The sequence below is a fragment of the Vibrio sp. 10N.261.51.A3 genome, assembly GCF_041471965.1.
Classification (GTDB): Bacteria; Pseudomonadota; Gammaproteobacteria; order Enterobacterales; family Vibrionaceae; genus Vibrio; species Vibrio crassostreae_C.
The window spans coordinates 1-21,485 of record NZ_JBFRPK010000042.1 but is presented as its reverse complement, the minus strand read 5'-3'; the positions used below and the strand labels follow the sequence as shown (position 1 = coordinate 21,485).

The 21,485-nt window shown below is 44.0% G+C and carries 18 protein-coding genes, 2 tRNA genes and 1 pseudogene; 9 read left to right on the top strand and 12 right to left on the bottom strand.

Annotated elements, in window-relative coordinates; translation table 11 throughout:
* Positions 1-152 precede the first annotated feature (152 nt).
* On the top strand, positions 153-599 hold the full coding sequence (locus AB4371_RS11210; protein WP_372128867.1) for a CBS domain-containing protein: 447 nt from the start codon (positions 153-155) through the stop codon (positions 597-599).
* A 66-nt stretch (positions 600-665) separates the two neighbouring features.
* On the opposite strand, the gene AB4371_RS11205 is transcribed toward AB4371_RS11210, so the two are convergent.
* Positions 666-1,571, bottom strand: a complete 906-nt coding sequence (locus tag AB4371_RS11205) for a hydrogen peroxide-inducible genes activator (RefSeq protein WP_017062525.1) — start codon at positions 1,569-1,571, stop codon at positions 666-668.
* 210 nt (positions 1,572-1,781) lie between these two features.
* Between AB4371_RS11205 and AB4371_RS11200 the strand changes: the two genes are divergently transcribed.
* The 3 genes and pseudogenes from AB4371_RS11200 to AB4371_RS11190 form a co-directional block, all read left to right on the top strand.
* On the top strand, positions 1,782-2,390 hold the full coding sequence (locus AB4371_RS11200) for a peroxiredoxin C (RefSeq protein WP_017062526.1): 609 nt from the start codon (positions 1,782-1,784) through the stop codon (positions 2,388-2,390).
* A 298-nt stretch (positions 2,391-2,688) separates the two neighbouring features.
* On the top strand, positions 2,689-3,432 hold the full coding sequence (locus AB4371_RS11195; protein ID WP_102320717.1) for a copper homeostasis protein CutC: 744 nt from the start codon (positions 2,689-2,691) through the stop codon (positions 3,430-3,432).
* A 146-nt stretch (positions 3,433-3,578) separates the two neighbouring features.
* A pseudogene (locus AB4371_RS11190) lies at positions 3,579-3,842 on the top strand (hypothetical protein); the annotation flags it as partial.
* A 9-nt stretch (positions 3,843-3,851) separates the two neighbouring features.
* Here the strand turns inward: AB4371_RS11190 and phoU are convergent.
* The 4 genes from phoU to AB4371_RS11170 all read right to left on the bottom strand — a co-directional run bounded on the left by phoU (position 3,852) and on the right by AB4371_RS11170 (position 9,481).
* Positions 3,852-4,550: a phosphate signaling complex protein PhoU gene (phoU, locus tag AB4371_RS11185; protein WP_009848270.1), complete on the bottom strand. Its 699-nt coding sequence runs from the start codon at positions 4,548-4,550 to the stop codon at positions 3,852-3,854.
* Positions 4,551-4,624: 74 nt separating this feature from the next.
* A complete protein-coding gene (pstB, locus tag AB4371_RS11180) occupies positions 4,625-5,443 on the bottom strand; it encodes a phosphate ABC transporter ATP-binding protein PstB (RefSeq protein WP_009848269.1) in 819 nt (272 codons plus the stop codon).
* A complete protein-coding gene (gene pstA / locus AB4371_RS11175; RefSeq protein WP_372149763.1) occupies positions 5,444-7,153 on the bottom strand; it encodes a phosphate ABC transporter permease PstA in 1,710 nt (569 codons plus the stop codon).
* Positions 7,154-7,264: 111 nt separating this feature from the next.
* The gene (locus tag AB4371_RS11170) at positions 7,265-9,481 is read right to left on the bottom strand and encodes an ABC transporter permease subunit (RefSeq protein WP_372149736.1); all 2,217 of its coding nucleotides are present in this window, start codon (positions 9,479-9,481) and stop codon (positions 7,265-7,267) included.
* 200 nt (positions 9,482-9,681) lie between these two features.
* Between AB4371_RS11170 and ppk1 the strand changes: the two genes are divergently transcribed.
* Both ppk1 and ppx read left to right on the top strand, forming a co-directional pair.
* Positions 9,682-11,778: a polyphosphate kinase 1 gene (gene ppk1 / locus AB4371_RS11165; protein ID WP_372149733.1), complete on the top strand. Its 2,097-nt coding sequence runs from the start codon at positions 9,682-9,684 to the stop codon at positions 11,776-11,778.
* A complete protein-coding gene (gene ppx, locus AB4371_RS11160; protein ID WP_017068609.1) occupies positions 11,769-13,280 on the top strand; it encodes an exopolyphosphatase in 1,512 nt (503 codons plus the stop codon). The genes ppk1 and ppx overlap by 10 nt, the downstream gene beginning before the upstream one ends.
* A gap of 77 nt (positions 13,281-13,357) precedes the next feature.
* Here ppx and AB4371_RS11155 read toward each other — a convergent pair whose 3' ends face one another.
* Genes AB4371_RS11155 through phoB form a run of 3 tightly spaced genes read right to left on the bottom strand, consistent with a single transcriptional unit; the run spans position 13,358 to position 16,353 of the window.
* Positions 13,358-14,335, bottom strand: a complete 978-nt coding sequence (locus tag AB4371_RS11155; protein ID WP_032548820.1) for a PstS family phosphate ABC transporter substrate-binding protein — start codon at positions 14,333-14,335, stop codon at positions 13,358-13,360.
* On the bottom strand, positions 14,332-15,630 hold the full coding sequence (phoR, locus tag AB4371_RS11150) for a phosphate regulon sensor histidine kinase PhoR (RefSeq protein ID WP_004740365.1): 1,299 nt from the start codon (positions 15,628-15,630) through the stop codon (positions 14,332-14,334). The genes AB4371_RS11155 and phoR overlap by 4 nt, the downstream gene beginning before the upstream one ends.
* A gap of 33 nt (positions 15,631-15,663) precedes the next feature.
* Complete coding sequence (gene phoB / locus AB4371_RS11145; protein ID WP_004735064.1) at positions 15,664-16,353, bottom strand: phosphate regulon transcriptional regulator PhoB; 690 nt, start codon at positions 16,351-16,353, stop codon at positions 15,664-15,666.
* A 194-nt stretch (positions 16,354-16,547) separates the two neighbouring features.
* Here phoB and rdgC point away from each other — a divergent pair, with 194 nt between their 5' ends.
* From rdgC to AB4371_RS11130, 3 genes are all read left to right on the top strand, one after another.
* Positions 16,548-17,462, top strand: coding sequence for a recombination-associated protein RdgC (rdgC, locus tag AB4371_RS11140; protein ID WP_017062534.1), 915 nt, complete (start codon positions 16,548-16,550; stop codon positions 17,460-17,462).
* Between the two features lie 206 nt (positions 17,463-17,668).
* Entirely contained in the window at positions 17,669-19,087 is a 1,419-nt protein-coding gene (gene yegQ / locus AB4371_RS11135) for a tRNA 5-hydroxyuridine modification protein YegQ (protein WP_017062848.1), read from the top strand.
* Between the two features lie 34 nt (positions 19,088-19,121).
* On the top strand, positions 19,122-19,376 hold the full coding sequence (locus AB4371_RS11130) for a YfhL family 4Fe-4S dicluster ferredoxin (protein WP_004735061.1): 255 nt from the start codon (positions 19,122-19,124) through the stop codon (positions 19,374-19,376).
* Between the two features lie 42 nt (positions 19,377-19,418).
* Here the strand turns inward: AB4371_RS11130 and AB4371_RS11125 are convergent, their stop codons facing one another.
* The 4 genes from AB4371_RS11125 to AB4371_RS11110 all read right to left on the bottom strand — a co-directional run bounded on the left by AB4371_RS11125 (position 19,419) and on the right by AB4371_RS11110 (position 21,410).
* Entirely contained in the window at positions 19,419-19,727 is a 309-nt protein-coding gene (locus AB4371_RS11125) for a hypothetical protein (protein ID WP_017062536.1), read from the bottom strand.
* 273 nt (positions 19,728-20,000) lie between these two features.
* Positions 20,001-20,840: a penicillin-insensitive murein endopeptidase gene (gene mepA / locus AB4371_RS11120; protein ID WP_372149730.1), complete on the bottom strand. Its 840-nt coding sequence runs from the start codon at positions 20,838-20,840 to the stop codon at positions 20,001-20,003.
* 381 nt (positions 20,841-21,221) lie between these two features.
* A tRNA-Trp gene (locus AB4371_RS11115) sits at positions 21,222-21,298 on the bottom strand.
* A 35-nt stretch (positions 21,299-21,333) separates the two neighbouring features.
* Positions 21,334-21,410, bottom strand: a tRNA-Asp gene (locus AB4371_RS11110).
* Between the last annotated feature and the right edge of the window lie 75 nt (positions 21,411-21,485).

Sequence of the window (21,485 nt, the reverse complement as noted above, 5' to 3'; positions counted from 1 at the left end):
ATTGTAAAGAGGCGTAAAATAATGCGACTGATTCACCTCCTCAAACTAAAGAATTAGTTGCATAAAACTCACCCAAGAATGCGTCAGATCTCAGTTATTTTTTGGATAAAAAACTATAGTAATAGCAACAAATAAAAAAGAAGGAGGTTCGTATGATCAAGGTTGAAGATATGATGACTCGCAACCCTCATACCCTATTGCGCTCACACTCACTGGCCGATGCTAAGCACATGATGGAAGCGCTTGATATCCGCCATATACCGGTCGTTGATTCCGATAGGCATCTATTAGGTGTCGTCACACAACGAGACGTTCTCGCCGCTCAAGAATCCAGCCTACAAAACATCCCACAAGCTCAATCTTTTACTCTTGCCACTCCCCTCAACGACATCATGCACAAAAGTGTTATGTCGGTAGAGCCACGTGCAGGATTAAAAGAATCGGCTATCTATATGCAGAAACACAAAGTGGGCTGTTTACCTGTCGTAGAAAACCACGAACTAGTAGGCATTATTACAGACAGCGATTTTGTCACGATAGCGATCAATTTGCTGGAGCTGCAAGAAGAAGTCGAGCCAGAAGAAGTGGAAGTAGAGTAACGATCGGAAGTGATATGAAGAGCGGCCAATTCAGCCGCTCAGAGGGATTGTTGTCGAAGCGGATTATTATAGAAGCTCAGATACCACATCCGCTAATTGATGGAATGTCTCACGACGCGAAGAGCTTGGTCGCCAGACAAGGCCAATATCTCGGTAGGCCTGTTGACCAGGAGGATCGATCACAACAAGATTCTGGTTTTCCAATAAACCGTGGTCGATCGCCATCTGAGGAATAAAGGTAGTACCTAAACCATTCGCGACCATTTGAACCAATGTGTGAAGGCTCGTCGCTGTGAACGGATTTATCTTCTCTTTATCCGTTAACTTACAAGCCGACACAGCATGCTCTGTTAAACAGTGCTCGTTCTCCAACAAGAATACAGATTCGTCGGGCAGGTCATCGTATTTAATCGGAACACGAATACCGTCAGCTTGATTGCGACTTATCACCATACGGAAAGGGTCTTGCCCAACAACTTGGCTTTCCATATTGTCGATATCGACAGGCAGAGCCAGAATCAGTACATCTAAGTCTCCATGACGCAGCGCAGCCAATAGGTTGGTTGTTGTGTCTTCACGTAACAATAAATTAAGCTGAGGAAAGCGTTGGTTGGCCTCTTGTACCAAATCACACAGAAGGAATGGCGCAATGGTAGGGATACACCCGACTCTTAGCTGCCCTTGCATCGCGTCTCCATTACATAGATTTCCAAGTTCGACAAGATCTTGCCCTTTCGCCAATAGCTCTCGACCGTGCTTGACCACCAGCTCACCTGCTTGCGTGAAAACCAGCGGGCTCTTTTTATCTTTCTTCTCATAAAGCGGGCAACCAATGAGTTCCTCTAGGTTTTGAATGCCTTTACTTAACGTAGATTGACTGACGAAACAGCGATCAGCGGCATCACTGAAATGACGAGTTTCGTGAAGAGTAACAAGATAGTGAAGTTGCTTAAGACTTGGCCATTTATTCATGAAATTACTTTGTAATATGAGTAGGATAAGTTACGTAAAGGTCATAAGACCTAAGGACAGGACAAAGAATAAGCTTATCGCTTTTTTCGATTAACTTAATCTATTTAATTCGCTTTTTTCTATAGTACCGATTGTACTATAGTTTGTCGCGTAGAAACGGAGCCCAAACAAAGATGTGTTGGGCCAACTAATTTTTTAGGAGATTCCAAAATGGTACTAGTAGGTCGTCAAGCCCCTGACTTTACTGCAGCAGCTGTTCTAGGTAACGGTGAGATCGTTGATAACTTCAACTTCGCAGAATTCACTAAAGGTAAGAAAGCTGTAGTTTTCTTCTACCCACTAGACTTCACTTTCGTTTGTCCTTCAGAGCTAATCGCTTTCGACAACCGTCTAGAAGATTTCCAAGCTAAAGGCGTTGAAGTAATCGGTGTTTCTATCGATTCACAATTCTCTCACAACGCATGGCGTAATACTGCTATCGCTGACGGCGGTATCGGTCAAGTTAAATACCCTCTAATTGCTGACGTTAAGCACGAGATCTGCAAAGCATACGATGTTGAGCACCCAGAAGCAGGCGTTGCTTTCCGTGGTTCTTTCCTAATCGACGCTGACGGTCTTGTACGTCACCAAGTAGTTAACGATCTTCCACTAGGTCGTAACATCGACGAAATGCTACGCATGGTAGACGCACTAAACTTCCACGAGAAGAACGGTGAAGTTTGTCCTGCACAATGGGAAGAAGGTAAATCAGGTATGGACGCATCTCCAAAAGGTGTTGCAGCATTCCTATCTGAGCACGCTGACGACCTAAGCAAGTAATTATCTCTTAAGCCCGAACTCAACGCGGGTTAATGGTTGGAAGACTCTCTATAAAGAGACATAAAGCATAAGCTAATAGCGCAAAGCGCACCGCCAATCAGTTAAGAAGTAAAGTCCTATTAAAAGCCCGAAGTTAACGCTTCGGGCTTTTTGTTTTCTCCCTAGACTGTTTCTTATATACATAATTGAGGTAGTTCTAAACCCAAACTTTACCTCTATTTTCCTCCGCTACAACCTATTCATGTCCGTATCTAGATTGCTATTATTTCATCAGTATCTTTTTGAACGGATAAACAAGATGAACACCGAAATTGAAGTCTGTATCGATAACTTAGAATCTCTTCATAACGCACTATCTGGTGGCGCGAATCGAATTGAGCTTTGCTCTTCATTGGCACTTGGCGGATTAACTCCAAGCTTCGGAATGATGAAGCAAGCGGCAATAATTTCGTCCGTTCCTGTCTACGCTATGATAAGACCAAGACAAGGCGATTTCATTTTCAATAACGACGATATGCTCTGTATGCTTGAAGATATTGAAGCTTGTGCAAATGCAGGATTGGATGGGGTCGTACTTGGTGTGTTAGCGCCGAACGGAAGTATCGATATGCCAAAAATGCAACAACTGGCTGACAAAGCGCACTCGTTAAAGCTTGGGATTACCTTCCACAGAGCCATCGATCAAAGCTCTGATTTCCAAGCAGCATTAGAACAAATCATTACACTTGGATGCGAAAGAGTCCTGACATCAGGGCTTGCTGCTAATGCTGAGCAAGGTATCGATGTATTGGCTGCAATGGTCAAACAAGCCGATGGACGAATTGATATCATGGCGGGGGCTGGCGTTAACGCTGCGAATGCTAAAATGATTCAAAGCGCTACCCAAGTACCTGCTCTTCACCTTTCAGGTAAATCAACAAGACCGAGCCTAATGGAAAACAACTCGAGTGCTCAAATGGGCAATGATGATATTGATGATTATCAGATCCCAGTGACAGATGCGAGTAAGATATCTGATGTGAGAGCCGCCCTCACCGCTTAGGGCAATAATCGCCAGCATAAATCCAGAGAACCTCGCTGACTAATCTAACTGACTGACGTATATTAGATTTAATAGCGCAGAAAATTTTCATGGATAGATATGGCTAAAGACTTATTCAGCTCTCTTGATTTAAACCTGTTACGAAGCAAAACATGTTTGGAAGAAACCAAAATCACGGCTTTCAGGCTGAAATTGGTGTGGCAAGCTATGACGGCACAAAAACGCGCTCAGGCGAAGTTGAAGAGAAGACAACACATGGTTTAAGCCTAGGCGGTGCCTACGTGTACCAAGCGACACCAATGCTTGGACTACGTGCAGGTGTTGATATGAATATCTTTGATCACAATAAAACCTTTGTGCCTTACGACACGACGGTCAATTTCAATCTTGGTGCCATTATTAGCTTTTAAAGGCTCGACCTACTTCAGTGCGTCATCAAGGCTTTGATCGCCTAGGTGACGTACATCTTTACCCTTCACAAAGTAAATAATGTATTCGCAGATATTTTGGCAACGGTCTCCCACTCGCTCAATCGCACGAGCTGACCACATCACCTGTAAAATATTTGGGATGTTCTTAGGATCTTCCATCATATACGTCATTAGCTGACGAATGACTGCCTCGTATTCCGCATCCAACTTATCATCAAGTTTGTGAACTTCTGCCGCAGCATCGACATCCATACGAGCAAACGCATCTAATACTTGGTGAAGCATGGTGATTGCCTGACGACAAAGAGGCTCTAATGAGACATGAAATTTTTGCTCTTTGGTCGAAGGGATCTCGATCGCGCCTTGAGCAATTTTAGAGGCAACATCGCCAATACGTTCTAAGTCGGTAATGGTTTTGATGATCGCCATAATCAAACGCAGATCTTTTGCGGTCGGCTGACGCTTCGCAATAATACGAGTACATGCTTCATCGATTGAAACTTCCATCGCATTCACTTTGTGGTCATCACGAATCACTTTTTTGGCCAATTCAACATCGTCTTTATGAAGCGCCTGCATTGCAAACGAGAGTTGCTGCTCCACTAACCCGCCCATGGTCAATACATGAGTACGGATCGATTCTAACTCGACATTGAATTGCCCTGAAATGTGGCGACCGAAATGCATACTTGCTCCTTGAAAGAAATGAAGAAAGCCATTTTTGTAGAGTGACTTAGCTCTAGATGACACCTTTGGAGAGGTTAGCCATATCTACCAGTAATGTAGTCTTCCGTCTGGTTTTTCAATGGAGACGTAAAAATTGAGTCCGTATCTGAGTACTCGATCAATTTTCCCATATGAATAAAGGCAGTATGGTCACTTACACGCGCGGCTTGTTGCATGTTGTGGGTAACAATCACCACTGTGTATTGCGTTTTGAGATCGTTGATCAACTCTTCAATCGTCAAAGTAGAAATCGGATCGAGTGCCGATGTCGGCTCATCTAACAACAGCACTTCAGGCTCAATCGCAACCGCACGAGCGATAACCAAACGCTGCTGTTGACCGCCAGATAAACCAAAAGCATTCTCATGCAACCGATCTTTCACTTCATCCCATAACGCAGCAGCGCGCAGAGAGCGTTCAACCGCATCATCAAGGTCTCGGCTGTTGCTAACGCCTTGTAGCCTCAAGCCATAAACCACATTCTCATAGATAGATTTAGGAAAAGGGTTTGGACGCTGGAATACCATACCAACACGGCGTCGTAAGGTCGCAACATCCACCTTAGGGTGATAGACGTTCTTGCCATGAAGCTTCACTTTCCCGGAAACCTTACAGCCTTCAACAAGATCGTTCATGCGATTAATGCAGCGCAGCAGAGTCGACTTACCACACCCAGAAGGGCCGATAAACGCCGTCACCTGCCCCTTCGGGATCTGCATCGAGATATCATCAAGTGCTTGGCTCTCTTTATAGTAAAGATTTAGCCCTTCGATCGAGATAGCAATTTGCTCATCCTTCAGATTGTGAACATCAAGTGGTGCTTGGTAACCCAAGGTTTCATTAATCGAGAACATCTAATCTTGTCCTAAGGTTCGGTATTTTTCACGCAAGTTATTACGGATATTGATGGCTGTTAAGTTCAACCCAACAATCACCGTAACCAATAAAAATGAAGTCGCATACACTAAAGGTCGTGCCGCTTCGATATTAGAGGTTTGAAAACCAACATCATAGATATGAAAGCCTAAATGCATGAACTTTCTATCTAAGTGTAAATACGGAAACTGACCATCGACTGGCAAGCTAGATGCCAATTTAACAACACCCACCAGCATAAGTGGTGCAACTTCCCCCGCGGCTCTCGCGATTGCCAAAATTAAACCAGTGATAATCGCTGGGCTTGCCATCGGTAAAACAATGCGCCAAAGCGTCTCAAATTGAGTCGCACCAAGCGCTAATGAACCGTGCCTCACTGCACTAGGAATACGCGTTAAGCCCTCTTCCGTGGTTACGATAACGACTGGAAGCGTCAAGACCGCTAAGGTTAGTGCTGACCAAAGTAGACCCGGCGTACCAAATGTCGGTGCTGGCAATCGCTCTGCATAGAACAACATATCAATCGAGCCACCAATGGTATAAACAAAAAAGCCTAAACCAAAAACGCCATACACAATCGACGGTACACCCGCTAAGTTAATCACGGCGATACGAATCAAACGCGTTAGTGCGTTGTTTTTTGCGTACTCATGAAGATATATCGCAGCGACCACGCCAAGAGGCATCACGACGATCGACATAAGAATAACTAACAGTACCGTGCCGAAAATGGCAGGAAATACACCGCCTTCAGAGTTTGAGTCTCGTGGGTTCTCTGATAAGAACTTCCAAACTTGTTTGCCCCAATGCCCAACCTTTTCTAGGTAAGACATATTATTCGGGTACCAATAATCCAGAATGTGGCTGAGCGAGATCTCGACCAACTCGCCTGTCATATCTTCAACCAGCAAGCTTTCGACATTAAGCTGCGTTCTAAGGTGCTCAAGCTTAACTTCGGCTTCACCTAACTGGCGATTTAAATCCAGTTTAGTTTGAGTATAGGTTGTAAGGTATTCATCGCTCACTGACTCATTGAGTTCAAGCTTACGCTTTTCTAAGCGCAGGTTTTCCAATTGCCAGCTGATATTGCGAATTTCTTGATTCACGACACGCGACGTTTCTTTACGTAGCGCATCAGCGAACGCCAAGCCTTGTTCGAGCTTTTGGTCTATGTTCGAATCAAAGGTGCCAGAAGCGGTTTTAAAACCCACCGGCTTACCAAAGAAATAACCACCTCGACTTCGTTCAATCACAACCCAATCAAGCGGGGTAGTGGGTTCACGTAAGTTAACATCCAGAATAGAAACAAAGTCCGCAGGGTACAGTTCTCTGTTAGCAACTTTGATGCTTAAGCGCTGTATCAGCCCAGTCGACAAATTTTGAGGAGACAAAAGGTCATGGACTTGTGGAACTTGCTCTATCGGGATGTATTTTCGTTCATATAACTGACCAACCAATACATCTTGTTTTGATACGGTTTCGTCAAGATCGACCACTAGCGATAAGTCTTTGGAGTCAACTTGCCATTGATACAAAGGTGCGGGCCAAAAATAGGTTAAGCCCTTCCAACCAATCAGCAGCATTAGGCCAAGAACAGAAAGCATACTGATGCTCACCGCCCCGCCCGTAAGCCAGATCCACGGAGAGCCCGATTTAACCCAAGATAATAATGACTTCAGTTTATTCATCATGATCGACCTTGCTCTTGGCGTGCTGAAATCAAGGAGCTGCAAAGATCAAGAGACACGCTAGTCAAGCCACTAAAAGCCATTGATACACATTGAGGCAAACCTTTAAAACTACAGCGCACGATATTTATCTCTCAGTCTTTGTCTAACCCACTCAGCAACTGAGTTCACCGCGAATGTAAAGATAAACAGCAAGAGTGCAGCCAAGAACAGCAAACGGAAATGAGAACCACCCACTTCTGATTCTGGCAGCTCAACAGCAATCGTTGCCGATAAAGTTCTCATCCCTTCCAAAACATTCCAGTCAAGAATTGGGGTGTTACCTGTCGCCATCAAGACGATCATGGTTTCACCAACTGCTCGCCCTAGGCCCATCATAACCGCAGAAAAGATACCTGGACTCGCCGTCAATAGCACCACATAAATAAGCGTCTGCCACGCCGTCGCACCCAACGCTAATGACCCATCAGACAAATGTTTAGGTACAGAGAAAATAGCATCTTCAGCAATAGTGAAAATCGTTGGGATGACCGCAAAGCCCATAGCAAAACCAACCACTAGCGCATTGCGTTGGTCAAAGTCGATACCATAGCTAGCCAAGAAGGTACGAATATCACCACCAAATAACAAGGCTTCAATGTTGTTTCCACCAGCAAACACCGCAACCACTGTAATCACCAATACCGGAATCAATATCAGAGCATGCCAACCGTTAGAGAAGCGACCCGTTACCCTCTTCGGTAAACAGAACCAAACAAGTCCAGTCAACAGTGTGCTCAGTGGTAATAGCATCATTAATGAGAAGACAGCCGTTAAATGCGTCTCGACGATTGGAGCAAACCAAAGCCCGGCCAAGAACCCGATGATCACGGTCGGAAGAGCTTCCATCAGCTCTATCGAAGGCTTTACGACTCTTCGCATGCGTGGAGACATGAAGTATGCGGTGTAAATCGCTCCGAGCACAGCAACCGGCACGGCAAACATCATCGCAAACAGAGCGGCTTTAATAGTACCGAACGTGATAGGTACTAAACTGAATTTTTCTTCAAAGTCATCGTTCGCCGAGGTTGATTGCCAAACGTATTGCGGCTCAGGGTAACTTTCATACCAGACCTTTTGCCAAAGCGATGAGAATGATATTTGTGGGTATTCATTATCGACCTTAGCCACACTGATGGTGCCATCAATCAGCGTCGCCAGATGCAGTTCATTGGCAGACATAGCCGCTAATTGTGGTGATTTATCAAATGCACGCTCGAACAGCGACAGCTTTTCACTGGTCGTATAGTGGCTTTGTAATGTGCCGTTCTTATAGAAGCTATAAAAACCCTTTCTATAAGTATCAGGAAGAATAAATTGCACTTGTTCAGCAAGTTGGAAGTCTCGAATATGGGTCAGGCTACGCTTTTCATCTTTGAGTACATCGAACCATTGAGAAACCTGTCCGTCCTCATGCGTAACCAACAACGAGTATGCGCCAGACAATAAATCGATGTTTTTCACGGAATGCTTCGCATCATTTAAGCTAAGATCAATCACTTCACGAACATCAAAACCGTTATCTGATAGTTTCAAAACAACCAAATCCGATTGTGCTCGTAGGTATAAGGTTTGCCCATCAGGTGTGACAAGCAGTTGCTGCTGCAAGCCCAACTTATCCGATAGCCATTGGCTCTTCTGAAAAACATACTGACCAGTAAGGTCACTCTGATACCACTTAACCAAGACTCGTTGGTCACTTAACTGCGCGGCAACCGTAATCCCACGTCCATTCTTAGAGAACGCGAATTTGTCGATCGTCGCCCCATTTGAGGGTTCATCATTTAAAAATGGTTCTGGGAGATCGATTTGCTCAATTTTAGGATCGGCTTCACTGCCCTTTTGCAGCACAGGCGCACTATACTCAGGATAGAAAAAAGTAAGGTTGCTTGCACTATCGGCAAAGGCAAACCAGTTTTCTGATGGGGTATTTCGAGAGAAGGCAACAGGATTGGCTAAAACATTTCGCTCAAAGTAAGAGTGTGTATTTTGAGACTCTAAATCCCAAAACTGCACCAAGCCAGATTTTTCGATAGTAAATGCATGCTGACCGTATTCATCAACAGATAAGGCGATAGGCTTTTCTACAGCAACGGGCTTTACGGCTTGGTCTGTCTCTAAACCAGTATCAGAAAACACCGGTAAAATGACCATCGCCAAGTAAACAAAGATCAATACCAGAGCAGCTAGAACACTGACGGCACCACATGTCACTGAAAAACGGACGAGACGATCTTTCAACCATCTTTTTTTGTCGCGCTCTTTCAATGAAAATTGGGCTGAAGCCATCTGTTTATCTACCTTTTTTTAGCTACTGACATAATATGTACGTTAGATGACAATTATATTACAAGTTACGTTAAACAACTGAAACTAATAACAAGTTTGTTAGCCATATTTCTTAAAGTAAGATCATAGATTTTGTGAATTTTGCCATTCTAATTTAAAGTAATCAGCTCTATAGCCAGTACTCAAGGATTCTCATCTCGATGGAAAAAGACTATGTCACAAAAGAACTTAGCTGGTTATCCTTCAACGAAAGAGTGCTCCAAGAAGCGGCAGATAAGTCAGTCCCCTTAATCGAAAGAGTTCGTTTTTTAGGTATTTACTCGAAAAACCTCGATGAGTTTTACAAAGTCCGATTTGCTGATGTGAAGCGAAAGATCTTACTTCAAGATCCACAGCTAACCTCCAACTCGCCGAAAAGCCTACTGACTAAAATGCAGAGCAAAGCAAGCAAGCTCGATGCTCAATTCCATGAACTGTATAACGACTTGCTATTGGAATTGGTACGCAATCGTATTTTTCTGGTCAACGAACAACAAATCAGCGAAGAACAAAGTGGCTGGATAAAAAAGTACTTTAAGAAAAAAGTGCTGCCACACTTAACTCCGATTCTCTTGAACGAAGATAGCCAGTTACTTAATATTCTCAAAGATGAACAAAGTTACTTAGCCATCGACATCGAGCGTGATGCATCATCTCAATATGTCTTACTCGAAATCCCATCAGAAGCACTCCCTCGATTTGTTAAGTTACCGGAAACTTCGGGTTCGCAGCGTACAACTTTGATCTTGTTAGATAATATAGTTCGATTTTGTTTGGATGACTTACTTAAAGGATTCTTTGAGTATGACTCATTGCGTTGTTTTGCGATAAAAATGACACGTGATGCCGATTATGATCTGCAAGAGGACAATGAAAATAACCTATTAGAATCGATGTCTTTAGGTTTAGAACAGCGCTTAACGGCACTGCCGATACGTCTGATCTATGAATCTGAAATGCCAACTGAAATGCTCAACTTCTTACAAGTCAGACTTAAACTGTCTGACTATGACAGTGTCATCGCAGGTGGTCGCTATCATAACTTCAAACATTTCTCTGAGTTCCCAAGCCTTAACCGACGTGATTTAGTTAATCGTCCTCTACCCGCGATTAAGTGCGCGCATTTCAGCCATTACCCAAACTATTTTGAAGCGATCAAAGCTCGTGACATCTTGTTGCATTACCCTTATCACACCTTTAATCACATTACTGAACTTGTGAGGCAGGCTTCCTTTGACCCGAAGGTAACCGCCATAAAAATAAACGTTTACCGTGTTGCAGAAGGCTCCAAACTCCTTAGCTCAATCATCGATGCGGCACACAATGGAAAAAAGGTCACAGTAGTTGTCGAACTGCAAGCTCGCTTTGATGAACAGGCCAATATTCAGTGGACAAAGAAACTTCAAGAAGCCGGTATAAAAGTCATCCATGGCATCCCAAGTTTGAAAGTCCACTCCAAACTGCTGCTCATTAAACGGAAAGAAGGCAAGCATACGGCGCATTATGCCCATATTGGCACCGGTAACTTTCATGAAGTAACAGCGCGCGTGTATACCGATTTTTCTCTGCTCACTGAGAATGAAGATTTGACCCAAGAGGTGAGACAAGTCTTTAAGTATATTGAAAACCCTTATCAAAAATCACAGTTCAAACAACTGATTGTGTCACCGAAGAATACAAGAAAACGTCTGTATCAGTTGATAGATAATGAAATACAAAACGCGATGGAGAACAAGCCTGCAAGCATCACTCTAAAACTCAACAATTTGGTCGACCGAGAGATCATTGAGAAGCTCTATCAGGCCAGCCAAGTCAATGTAAAAGTGAGAATGGTCATTCGTGGCATGTGCTCTCTTGTCCCTGGCATACCCAACATCAGTGACCATATTGAGATTGTCAGTGTGGTCGATCGTTTTCTTGAACACCCAAGAGTGATGATCTTTGGTAACGCTGGAAAGCCGAAAGTCTATATATCTTCAGCTGACTGGATGATGCGAAACTTCGATCATCGGATCGAAGTCGCCACTCCAATTTTAGATCCAAAGATCAAGCAAACCATTATCGATATCACCGAATTTCATTTCGATGACAGCAACAAAGCTCGAGTGCTAGACCAAGCGATGAGCAACCCTTACATAGAAGCACCAGCAAACCAACTCGAATACCCGACGTCACAACTCTCCACTTACCACTATATTAAACGTATGGAGAAACTTGCTCGCAAGAAGTACAAACAAGAGAAGAAATCATGCCGCTAATTGATAACAAACATTCTCGATGTATTGCCGCTATCGACTTGGGTTCGAACAGCTTTCACATGGTGGTTGCCCGAGTATTCGATCAACACCTGCAATTAGTCAGCAGACACAAACAGAAAGTGAGATTAGGTGATGGATTGGATGAACGTAACGTCCTATCTGAAAGCGCTATCGAGCGAGGCCTAGAATGCCTCAAGGTGTTCGCAGAACGACTGGCGGATTTTGAGCTTGATGATGTCAGAGTTGTTGCGACTCATACCCTAAGAAAAGCCAAAAACGCTAAAGACTTCTTAGAGCAAGCCAAGCCACTGTTTCCTTTTCCAATAGAGATCATTTCCGGTCAAGAAGAAGCTCGAATAATCTATAACGGAGCAGAACACACTCAAACCGCTTCTGAATCTAAGTTGGTTATTGATATCGGTGGAGGGAGTACGGAACTCGTCGCCGGACAAGGCTTTACTCCTCTAATTATGCGCAGTTTACCGATGGGATGCGTCAACTTCACTCAACGTTTCTTTGCTGACGAAGGGCTAACTTCACGACACTTCTCAGATGCTTATACCGCAGCTACTCGTCTATTGATGCCATTGATTGAAGAATACACAAAAGCCCCTTGGGAAATCGCTTTTGGCTCATCTGGTACCACGAAATCAATAAAAGAAGTACTCATTGGCTTAGGGTTCACCGATGGTCTCATTACGCCCCAACGTCTGTCCTATTTAAAGAATCACTTATGTGAGTTTTCATCATCCAACACCGTAAATCTTTCAGGCTTAAGTGATGAGAGAAAGCCTGTGTTTGCTGCAGGCGTCACCATTCTTTCAGCAGCTATGGATACGCTAGACATCAAGGAGTTACATTTTTCTGATGGTGCCCTGAGAGAAGGCGTTCTTTATGACATGGAGGATAGGTTTAAAGATATTGATATTCGAACAAGAACTGCCGAAACGCTCGTCTCTCGATACCATGTAGACGTAACTCATGGCGAGAAAGTGAAAGTGCTCGCTCTTTCATTGCTGAAACAAGTACAGCCTCAAGTGACAACTGCGGTCACTAATGAGCTGTATGATCTGCTTGGTTGGGCTGCAGTACTTCATGAGGTAGGACAAAGCATTGCATTCCAAGGCTATCACCGCCATTCGGCTTATCTGCTTAAGCATACGACAATGCCAGGCTTTAATACTGAGCAACAACGCCTTATATCAGCATTGGTTCGCTATCAAAGAAAAGCGCTCAAACTACAAGATTTGCCGGAACTTTCTCTGTTTACTCAGCAACAAGTCACCCTGCTGATTCGTATATTGAGACTCGCTATCTTACTCAACCGTCAGCGAAATCAAGCACTGGCCCCAGACGTGACTCTAACGATTGAACAACAGGATAACTGGGAATTGAAAGGAACTAACAGCGATTGGTTGGCCCAAAACCAACTGCTTGATTATGAGCTCAGAGAAGAGCAACAACGTTGGCAAAATGCAGGATGGTCGTTAAAGCTAAAATAACGAACAGTCAAAATTAAAACAGCCTGCGACGCGCAAGCTGTTCATACGTTTCTTATCTAAGTTTATCGCAGCCTGAATTAGAGCCCGACTTTTGCCAACTCTTGCTCTGCGAACTCAGACGGTATTGCTAAATAGCCATCTTTCTCTACAAGTTCTTGTCCTTGCTTTGAGAACACAAAAGTGAGGAACTCTCTTTCAACGGGAGAAAGCGGTTTATCTGGGTGTTTGTTCACGTATACGTAAAGAAAGCGTGATAGAGGGTAATCACCGCTCAAGATATTCGCTCGAGTCGGCTCTACATAATCAGAACCATGCTCAGCAATAGGAATTAACTTAACGCCAGCGACACGATAGCCAATACCTGAGTAGCCAATCCCACTGATGGATGAAGCGACCGACTGAACGACTGAAGCCGAACCAGGTTGCTCATTCACACGATTTTTAAAGTCACCGCCGCACAGTGCATTCTGTTTGAAGTATCCATAAGTCCCCGATACAGAATTGCGACCGAACAATTGGAATCGATGTTTCGCCCATGGCTGATCGATTCCGAGATCTTGCCAGTTATTGAGGGGCCTTGTTGCTCCGCAGCGTAATGTCTCAGAAAAAATGCCATCAATCTGACGAAAGTTAAGCCCCTCAATAGGGTTATCACGATGCACAAAAAGCCCAATCGCATCGATAGCAACTCGCAGTGCTGTTGGCTTATATCCATGCTCCCTTTCAAATGCTTCAATTTCTCGCAGGCGCATCGGACGACTCATTGGCCCTAGATGTGCAGTCCCTTCGGTTAAGGCTGGAGGAGCAGTAGAAGAACCCGATGCTTGGACTTGAGCGTTAACATTTGGGTAGTAGGACTTGAACTCTTCCACCCATAACGTCGTCATACCCGCTAAGGTATCCGAACCGACCGATAATAAGCTCCCAGAAATTCCCGGAACCTTAGAATAATCAGGAAGAGAATCGACACCCTGTTCGGCATGCACAGGGTTAACTAAAGCAAACGCTAATAATGAGCTGACTGGAAAATGCATCCTGCGTATCGAACAACTCATGATACGGTCAGTCGATTTGGTAAAGTAAAATGGAAACGACTGCCGACGCCCACTTCACTTTGAATTTCGAGATGTGAATCGTGGTGGCTAAGCGCATGCTTTACAATCGCTAATCCAAGACCACTACCACCGGTATCACGAGAGCGGGCTTTATCTACACGATAGAAGCGCTCTGTGAGTCGATGTAAGTGTTGAGGCTCAATACCATCACCAGTATCTGACACATCTAAGCACGCGCCTTGGCTGGTTTGATACCAACGCACTTTGACCGTTGCACCTGCGGGTGTGTATTTAACCGCGTTATAAACCAAATTCGATATCGCACTTCTCAATTGGTCTTCATCGGCAAGAACTCGTAGGCTCTTATCGATATCAAACTCAAGCTTATGTTCGCGCTCACCGCTAAGGCTCGCCGCTTCTTTCTCAAGAACCTCAAGCATCGCCGGAACGTTGACCACTTCATCCAACTCATGCATTGGCGCCGCTTCAATTTTCGAAAGCGTGAGTAGTTGATTAACCAAACTGTTCATTCGATTGAGCTGCTCAGTCATTACGCCATGCGCCTTGGTCCACATTGGGCCAACGATCATGTCTGGATCTTCGGTCATTTCAAGGTAACCTTGAAGGACGGTCATCGGCGTACGCAATTCATGAGAAACGTTAGCGAAGAAGTTACGGCGCATGCCTTCTAACTGCTTAAGCTGGGTCACATCACGTACCACCATCAGGTGTTCACCCTCGGTATACGGCACAATACGCAGCTCGAGCATACGCTCCACATTCAATGGAGAAGGCATCTCTAATGGCTCAGAGAAATCTTGCTTATTAAGGTACTTAATAAAATCTGGAGTACGAATCAAATTCGAGATCGGTTGACCTGAATCATCTGGCCAACGAAAGCCCAGCAAATACTGAGCTAGCTTGTTACACCAAACGATATTGCCTTCACCGCGAAATACCACAACGGCATCGGGAAGCGATTCTGCACCGTTACGGAAACGGCGGATAAGGTTAGTCAGTTCTTTGCGTTTGCGACGCTGTCTCTGCTGCATACGATAAATACCGTTAAACAGAGATTCCCAGTTCCCAGAGCCTGAAGGTGGAGTTAGACGCTTCTCATCCCACAGCCATGCGGACAAACGCATTTGGTTGTGTAGATGCCAGCCGAGCTGCAATACCGTAGCAGCCAGCAGCAACCAAGGTAGGTAACCGAATATCCATCCGACTAAAACCCATGGTGCGTAAAAAAAAGCCAGCTCCCAAGCCAGCTTTTTCCAGGTTAACTTTTCAACCATTCAGGACTCCGTAAACTGGGCAGCGAAGCCACATTAAGCCTTTGTAGAAAAACGGTAGCCAGCGCCACGAACCGTTTGGATTAGCTTATCGTGACCTGCAGACTCAAGCGCTTTACGCAGGCGTCGAATATGTACATCAACCGTTCGGTCTTCAACGTAAACATTGGTACCCCAAACGTTGTTAAGCAGCTGCTCTCGGCTGTACACACGCTCTTGGTGAGTCATAAAGAAATGCAGCATTTTGAATTCTGTTGGTCCCATATCAACTGGACCTTCGCTTGCGGTAACACGATGAGATACTGGGTCTAGCTTAAGACCTTGTACATCAATCACATCTTCTAGTGCAGTAGGCGTTACACGGCGGATAACCGCTTTCAGGCGAGCAACGAGCTCTTTGGGTGAAAATGGCTTGGTGATGTAATCATCAGCACCCACTTCTAAACCACGCACCTTATCTTCTTCTTCGCCACGAGCCGTTAGCATCACCACTGGGATGTTGCGAGTTAACTCTTCACGCTTCATGTGCTTGATAAAGTTTATCCCGCTACCACCAGGTAGCATCCAATCTAGTAATACTAGATCTGGGAAAGGTTCACATAGCTTGTTTACCGCTGTATCGTAATCTTCAGCCTCTACTGCTTGGTAGCCTTTTTGTTCAAGTACGAAGCACAGCATCTCACGAATAGGTGCTTCATCTTCAACGACCAGAATCCTTCTCGACATAATTGAATAGCCTTTGTATTTAATCAACGCATTGCATTATCTGAGTTAATTATGACACTTTTGTGACCTTTGAAAACAAATTTTCATATAACTGTCTCAAACATTTCACTTTATAACTTTTGATACAGAGCTAGGGACAAATCGAATTAGATCTCATATCATGAAGCACTTCTAAAAAGGTATGAGAAAAATTTATGTGGTTTAAAAATTGCCTAGTCTATCGCTTCAACCGTGATATTGATTTCAACGCAGATCAGCTAGAGAAACAACTTGAAGAATTCCGCTTTACTCCTTGTGGTAGCCAAGACAAACAGAAGTTTGGTTGGGTACACGCAATGGGTAGACATGGCGATATGATGACGCACGTATCAGAAAACCGCATTCTTATCTGTGCAAAGAAAGAAGAGAAAATGCTACCCGCTTCTGTGATCAAAGAATCATTGAACGCAAAAGTAGAAACGCTTGAGGCAGAGTCTGGTACCCCTCTGAAAAAGAAAGAGAAAGACAGCCTAAAAGAAGACATCATCATTGATCTACTTCCTCGAGCATTCAGCCGCAGCAACTTCACTTACGCGCTGATCATGCCAAAAGAAGGTTTCATTGTGGTTGATGCGAGCAGCTACAAAAAAGCAGAAGATGTATTAGCATTGCTACGTAAGACAATGGGTAGCCTGCCAGTAGTGCCAGCTATCCCAGAGCAAGCGATCGAAACGACTCTTACAGAATGGGTGAAATCAGGTGATACGCCACAAGGCATCACTATGCTTGATGAAGCAGAACTAAAATCTATTCAAGAAGACGGCGGTATTGTTCGAGTTAAGAAACAAGAACTAGAAGCTGATGAGATTAAAAACCACATCGAAGCCAATAAGATGGTGACGAAACTTCTTATCAACTGGCAAGACCGTATTGAATTCATTCTTGCAGAAGATGGCAGCATCAAACGCCTAAAATTCAGTGATGAGCTCAAAGACGAAAACGACGATATTCCTCGTGAAGATCAAGCTGCGCGTTTTGATGCGGACTTCTCTCTACTTTGTGGTGAGTTCAGTGTTTTCCTTCCAAACCTATTTGAATCATTAGGCGGGTTAACTCAACCTAACGCTTAATCAGTCAAACTATAGGCTCAGGTGCTAACGGTATCTGAGCTTATTTCTCACTAAGTTCTCACTTATATCTGCCTCTAGGCCCTCTTGTTAATGTCATTGCTATCTTTAGGGCTATCAACCAAACTCATTTTAGCGTAAAATTTGCGCCCCTTTGATATCACTTGGTGATATCAACCTGACTTGAGATCAGATTAGAGAACGAAGCAATGACTACACAAAAACCATTTGTACCTGAACTATTATCACCGGCAGGAAGCCTCAAAAACATGCGTTACGCATTCGCCTACGGCGCAGATGCAGTATACGCAGGCCAGCCACGTTACAGCCTTCGTGTTCGTAACAACGAGTTCAATCACGAAAACCTACAAATCGGTATCGATGAAGCTCATGCTCAAGGCAAAAAGTTATATGTTGTATGTAACATTCAGCCGCACAACTCTAAATTAAAAACATTCATTCGCGACCTCAAACCAGTTGTAGACATGGGCCCTGACGCGCTTATCATGTCAGATCCTGGTCTTATCATGATGGTTCGTGAAGCATTCCCTGAAATGCCAATCCATCTTTCTGTTCAAGCAAACGCAGTAAACTGGGCGACCGTTAAGTTCTGGTCAACTCAAGGCGTTGAGCGTGTGATCTTATCTCGTGAGCTATCGCTTGAAGAGATCGAAGAGATTCGCGAACACTGCCCAGAAACAGAGCTAGAGATCTTTGTTCACGGAGCTCTTTGCATGGCTTACTCAGGCCGTTGTCTGCTTTCTGGTTACATGAACAAGCGCGATCCAAACCAAGGTACTTGCACCAACGCTTGCCGCTGGGAATACAAAACAGAAGCAGCGAAAGAAGACGAAAACGGTCAGATCGTTGAAGCAAACCCTACTGGTGTTGCTATTCAAGAAGTAGAAACGCAAGACATTGAAGTTCAAGATGAGCGTCCAGACAACACACTAGGCCTTGGTAAACCAACAGACGAAGTGGTTCTGCTTTCTGAATCACACAAGCCAGAAGAGAAAATGGCAGCGTTTGAAGATGAGCATGGTACTTACATCATGAACTCAAAAGACCTTCGTGCAATCCAACACGTTGAGCGCCTAACGAAGATGGGTGTTCACTCTCTGAAGATTGAAGGTCGTACTAAGTCTTTCTACTACTGTGCACGTACTGCTCAGGTTTACCGTAAAGCTATTGACGATGCAGTGGCAGGCAAACCATTCGATGAAAGCCTAATGGGTACACTAGAGAGCCTAGCTCACCGTGGTTACACTGAAGGCTTCTTACGTCGCCATACACACGATACATACCAAAACTACGAGTACGGTTACTCTATCTCTGACACTCAACAGTTTGTCGGTGAGTTCACAGGTAAGCGCCGTGGTGACCTAGCGGAAGTAGAAGTGAAGAACAAGTTCCTAGTAGGCGACAGCTTAGAAATGATGACACCGAAAGGTAACGTTGTTTTCAAACTAGAAGTTATGGAAAACCGCAAATCTGAAGCGGTCGACGATGCGAAAGGTAACGGTCACTTTGTATTTATTCCTGTACCAGCAGATCTAGATCTAGAGTACGGCTTGCTGATGCGTAACTTGAGCGAAGGCCAAGATACACGTAACGCATCAGGCAAATAATTTTTACTTAAGCGACTTACTTGAGAAGAAAATAATGGCTCTGTTAATTACTGACAAGTGCATAAACTGCGATATGTGTGATCCTGAATGCCCAAATGGTGCAATCACTATGGGCGACAGCATCTTCGAGATCGATCCTGATTTATGTACAGAGTGTAAAGGTCACTATGAAAAGCCAACATGCCAGTCAGTGTGTCCGATTACAAAATGCATCATCACTGACCCAAACCATATTGAAACTGATGACGAGCTACTTGAGAAGTTTGTTATCATTCAAGGCTTGACCTAAAAGAAGAAAGGTTCAACTTAACCATAAGTTGAACCTTTTTTTTCATCCTGATTTTCCGATTGGATAAATATTGCAGAAGAGCTCTTTTTCAAATTGATATTCGAGTCGTTCTCGCCAGTTTATTGATTGAGCTATAGGAACAAGATAAAAGTTTTCCCTGCTGGTATCGGTCACAAATGCCATTCCATACTGCATCAATTCATAGTGAACATCATTTACGAAACTAGGGTCTAAACGTTGTCTGCCTGTTAGCTGATTGATGTCATCTCTTGAAATTGAAATACCCGAGCTTTCAGCGTTGAACCTATGTCTTAACCATTCTGAAAATTCCTTCGCACAAATCATAGTCATAGTCTTATCCTTGAATTATCTATCGACGGGTATCAGACTCTGATTTCGCATACTGCATATAAGCCGCATCTTTCACCCCAAAACACTCAATCCCTGACCAAACCTTGTCAAATTCGCCATCGCCCTTGCTGATACCGTTATTGCTTTTATTAATATCAAACGATGTTCTTAATCTCGTGTTTATAAACTCTAGACAAAAGTGTGATATTTCTCCAGTTTTAGAGTCGAAAAAACCAGTGGCAGTACCACTGTAAAAAGCCTCGATAAACAGGATTACTTCTTAGATATCAAGGCCAAACATTGACTTGGCATCACTTTAACTTTTTTCTTTTTCTTAGTTTTCGCTACTTTTTTAGGAGGTGGAACTGGAACAGTCTGTGGAGCCCAACTTGCAAGTTCATATCCGCAACCATCACCTTTAGGAGTGCTCGCTTGAGCTATGCAGTTTGAACTGCCTTCAGGACACTTTAAACGAACGTGGAAGTGGGAGTGGTGTCCCCACCAAGGTCTTATTTTGCCTAACCAAGCTCTATCATTAGCGTCAGAGTTTTCTTGTTCACAAAGGGTTTGCTTGATCACTGGATGAACAAAAATACGCACCACTTTTTCATCTTTCGCCGCATAACGAATAACTTGAAAATGATCATCGGTCCAATTCGATTCACGCAATTTGTAGTTGGTAAGATCCACAACGCTCACAGGTTTAGGCACAGCTAATTCGTTCTCTGACAACCTCTTACTGGTTAACCTTAGCCATATATCAATATCTAACCCTGTTTGATGACTTGAATGACCTGAAGAAAAGCGCCCTCCTCTGGGAAGAGAAATATCACCGATCAATAAATTAGTATTGAGCTTCTCGCTGGTCGTGACTCCTAACCTCTCAATAAACTTTATAGCTTCTGTATGGCCATAGTAGCGCTCTCTTTGGGGGCGAATAATCTGATACCCCAAACCATTAATAGGCAAGGCCTGCGCGCCGTCTAGACAGCCATTAGCATAGCTTCCAATTGATGAGGGTGAGTTTTTAGTAGGGTGACTCTCTTTCTCCCACGAAGTTGCTGATAGAGAAAATGAACAAAAGAATACAACCAGTGCAAAAAAGAACCTCATAATAATCCCAAATTACTGACGCTTACTCATTATATTAGTCGCCATTTAGGATTAGGTGCATATCGTATTTAAATTTTTGGTGGTAGCCAGTGAATTAGACGGGTTAAAGCAATAAAACGGGAAAACAGAGAAATTTCGCTATAGATGAATTATGAAGCGCAATGGGCTATTTATACCAAGCTATCTCACAATTTATCAAACTCCAGAAAGCAAAAGGCCCCAGCATTTCTGCTGAGGCTTAGTATATGGAAAGATTGGAGGTTTAGACTCCCAACACGCGCTGTTTTAGTAAGTCGGAGAATCCGCTGTTTTGCTAATTGCGTATGTATATTAGATTCAGAAAGCAAAAAGGCTCTAGCATTTCTGCTAGAGCCTTAAATATGGCAGGGGTGGAGAGATTCGAACTCCCAACACGCGGATTTGGAATCCGCTGCTCTGCCAATTGGAGCTACACCCCTATTTTCAGTTTTAAAGAGCTGAAACTCTGAATAAGTGGCGGAGTGGACGGGACTCGAACCCGCGACCCCCGGCGTGACAGGCCGGTATTCTAACCAACTGAACTACCACTCCGCAGTGGAATACTTGTCGTCGCTGACAAGTGTTCAAACTTTTTGTCTTCACTTTTTAAAAAGTGAAAATAAATTT

Bases quoted from the DNA above. Each gene is read 5' to 3' on its own strand.
- AB4371_RS11205 (WP_017062525.1), bottom strand. From the start codon at position 1,571: ATGAATAAATGGCCAAGTCTTAAGCAACTTCACTATCTTGTTACTCTT.
- mepA (WP_372149730.1), bottom strand. From the start codon at position 20,840: ATGAGGTTCTTTTTTGCACTGGTTGTATTCTTTTGTTCATTTTCTCTA.
- AB4371_RS11155 (WP_032548820.1), bottom strand. From the start codon at position 14,335: ATGAGTTGTTCGATACGCAGGATGCATTTTCCAGTCAGCTCATTATTA.
- ppk1 (WP_372149733.1), top strand. From the start codon at position 9,682: ATGGAAAAAGACTATGTCACAAAAGAACTTAGCTGGTTATCCTTCAAC.
- AB4371_RS11195 (WP_102320717.1), top strand. From the start codon at position 2,689: ATGAACACCGAAATTGAAGTCTGTATCGATAACTTAGAATCTCTTCAT.
- AB4371_RS11125 (WP_017062536.1), bottom strand. From the start codon at position 19,727: ATGACTATGATTTGTGCGAAGGAATTTTCAGAATGGTTAAGACATAGG.
- pstA (WP_372149763.1), bottom strand. From the start codon at position 7,153: ATGAATAAACTGAAGTCATTATTATCTTGGGTTAAATCGGGCTCTCCG.
- ppx (WP_017068609.1), top strand. From the start codon at position 11,769: ATGCCGCTAATTGATAACAAACATTCTCGATGTATTGCCGCTATCGAC.
- phoB (WP_004735064.1), bottom strand. From the start codon at position 16,353: ATGTCGAGAAGGATTCTGGTCGTTGAAGATGAAGCACCTATTCGTGAG.
- AB4371_RS11130 (WP_004735061.1), top strand. From the start codon at position 19,122: ATGGCTCTGTTAATTACTGACAAGTGCATAAACTGCGATATGTGTGAT.
- AB4371_RS11170 (WP_372149736.1), bottom strand. From the start codon at position 9,481: ATGGCTTCAGCCCAATTTTCATTGAAAGAGCGCGACAAAAAAAGATGG.
- AB4371_RS11210 (WP_372128867.1), top strand. From the start codon at position 153: ATGATCAAGGTTGAAGATATGATGACTCGCAACCCTCATACCCTATTG.
- rdgC (WP_017062534.1), top strand. From the start codon at position 16,548: ATGTGGTTTAAAAATTGCCTAGTCTATCGCTTCAACCGTGATATTGAT.
- yegQ (WP_017062848.1), top strand. From the start codon at position 17,669: ATGACTACACAAAAACCATTTGTACCTGAACTATTATCACCGGCAGGA.
- pstB (WP_009848269.1), bottom strand. From the start codon at position 5,443: ATGTTCTCGATTAATGAAACCTTGGGTTACCAAGCACCACTTGATGTT.
- phoU (WP_009848270.1), bottom strand. From the start codon at position 4,550: ATGCATTTCGGTCGCCACATTTCAGGGCAATTCAATGTCGAGTTAGAA.
- phoR (WP_004740365.1), bottom strand. From the start codon at position 15,630: ATGGTTGAAAAGTTAACCTGGAAAAAGCTGGCTTGGGAGCTGGCTTTT.
- AB4371_RS11200 (WP_017062526.1), top strand. From the start codon at position 1,782: ATGGTACTAGTAGGTCGTCAAGCCCCTGACTTTACTGCAGCAGCTGTT.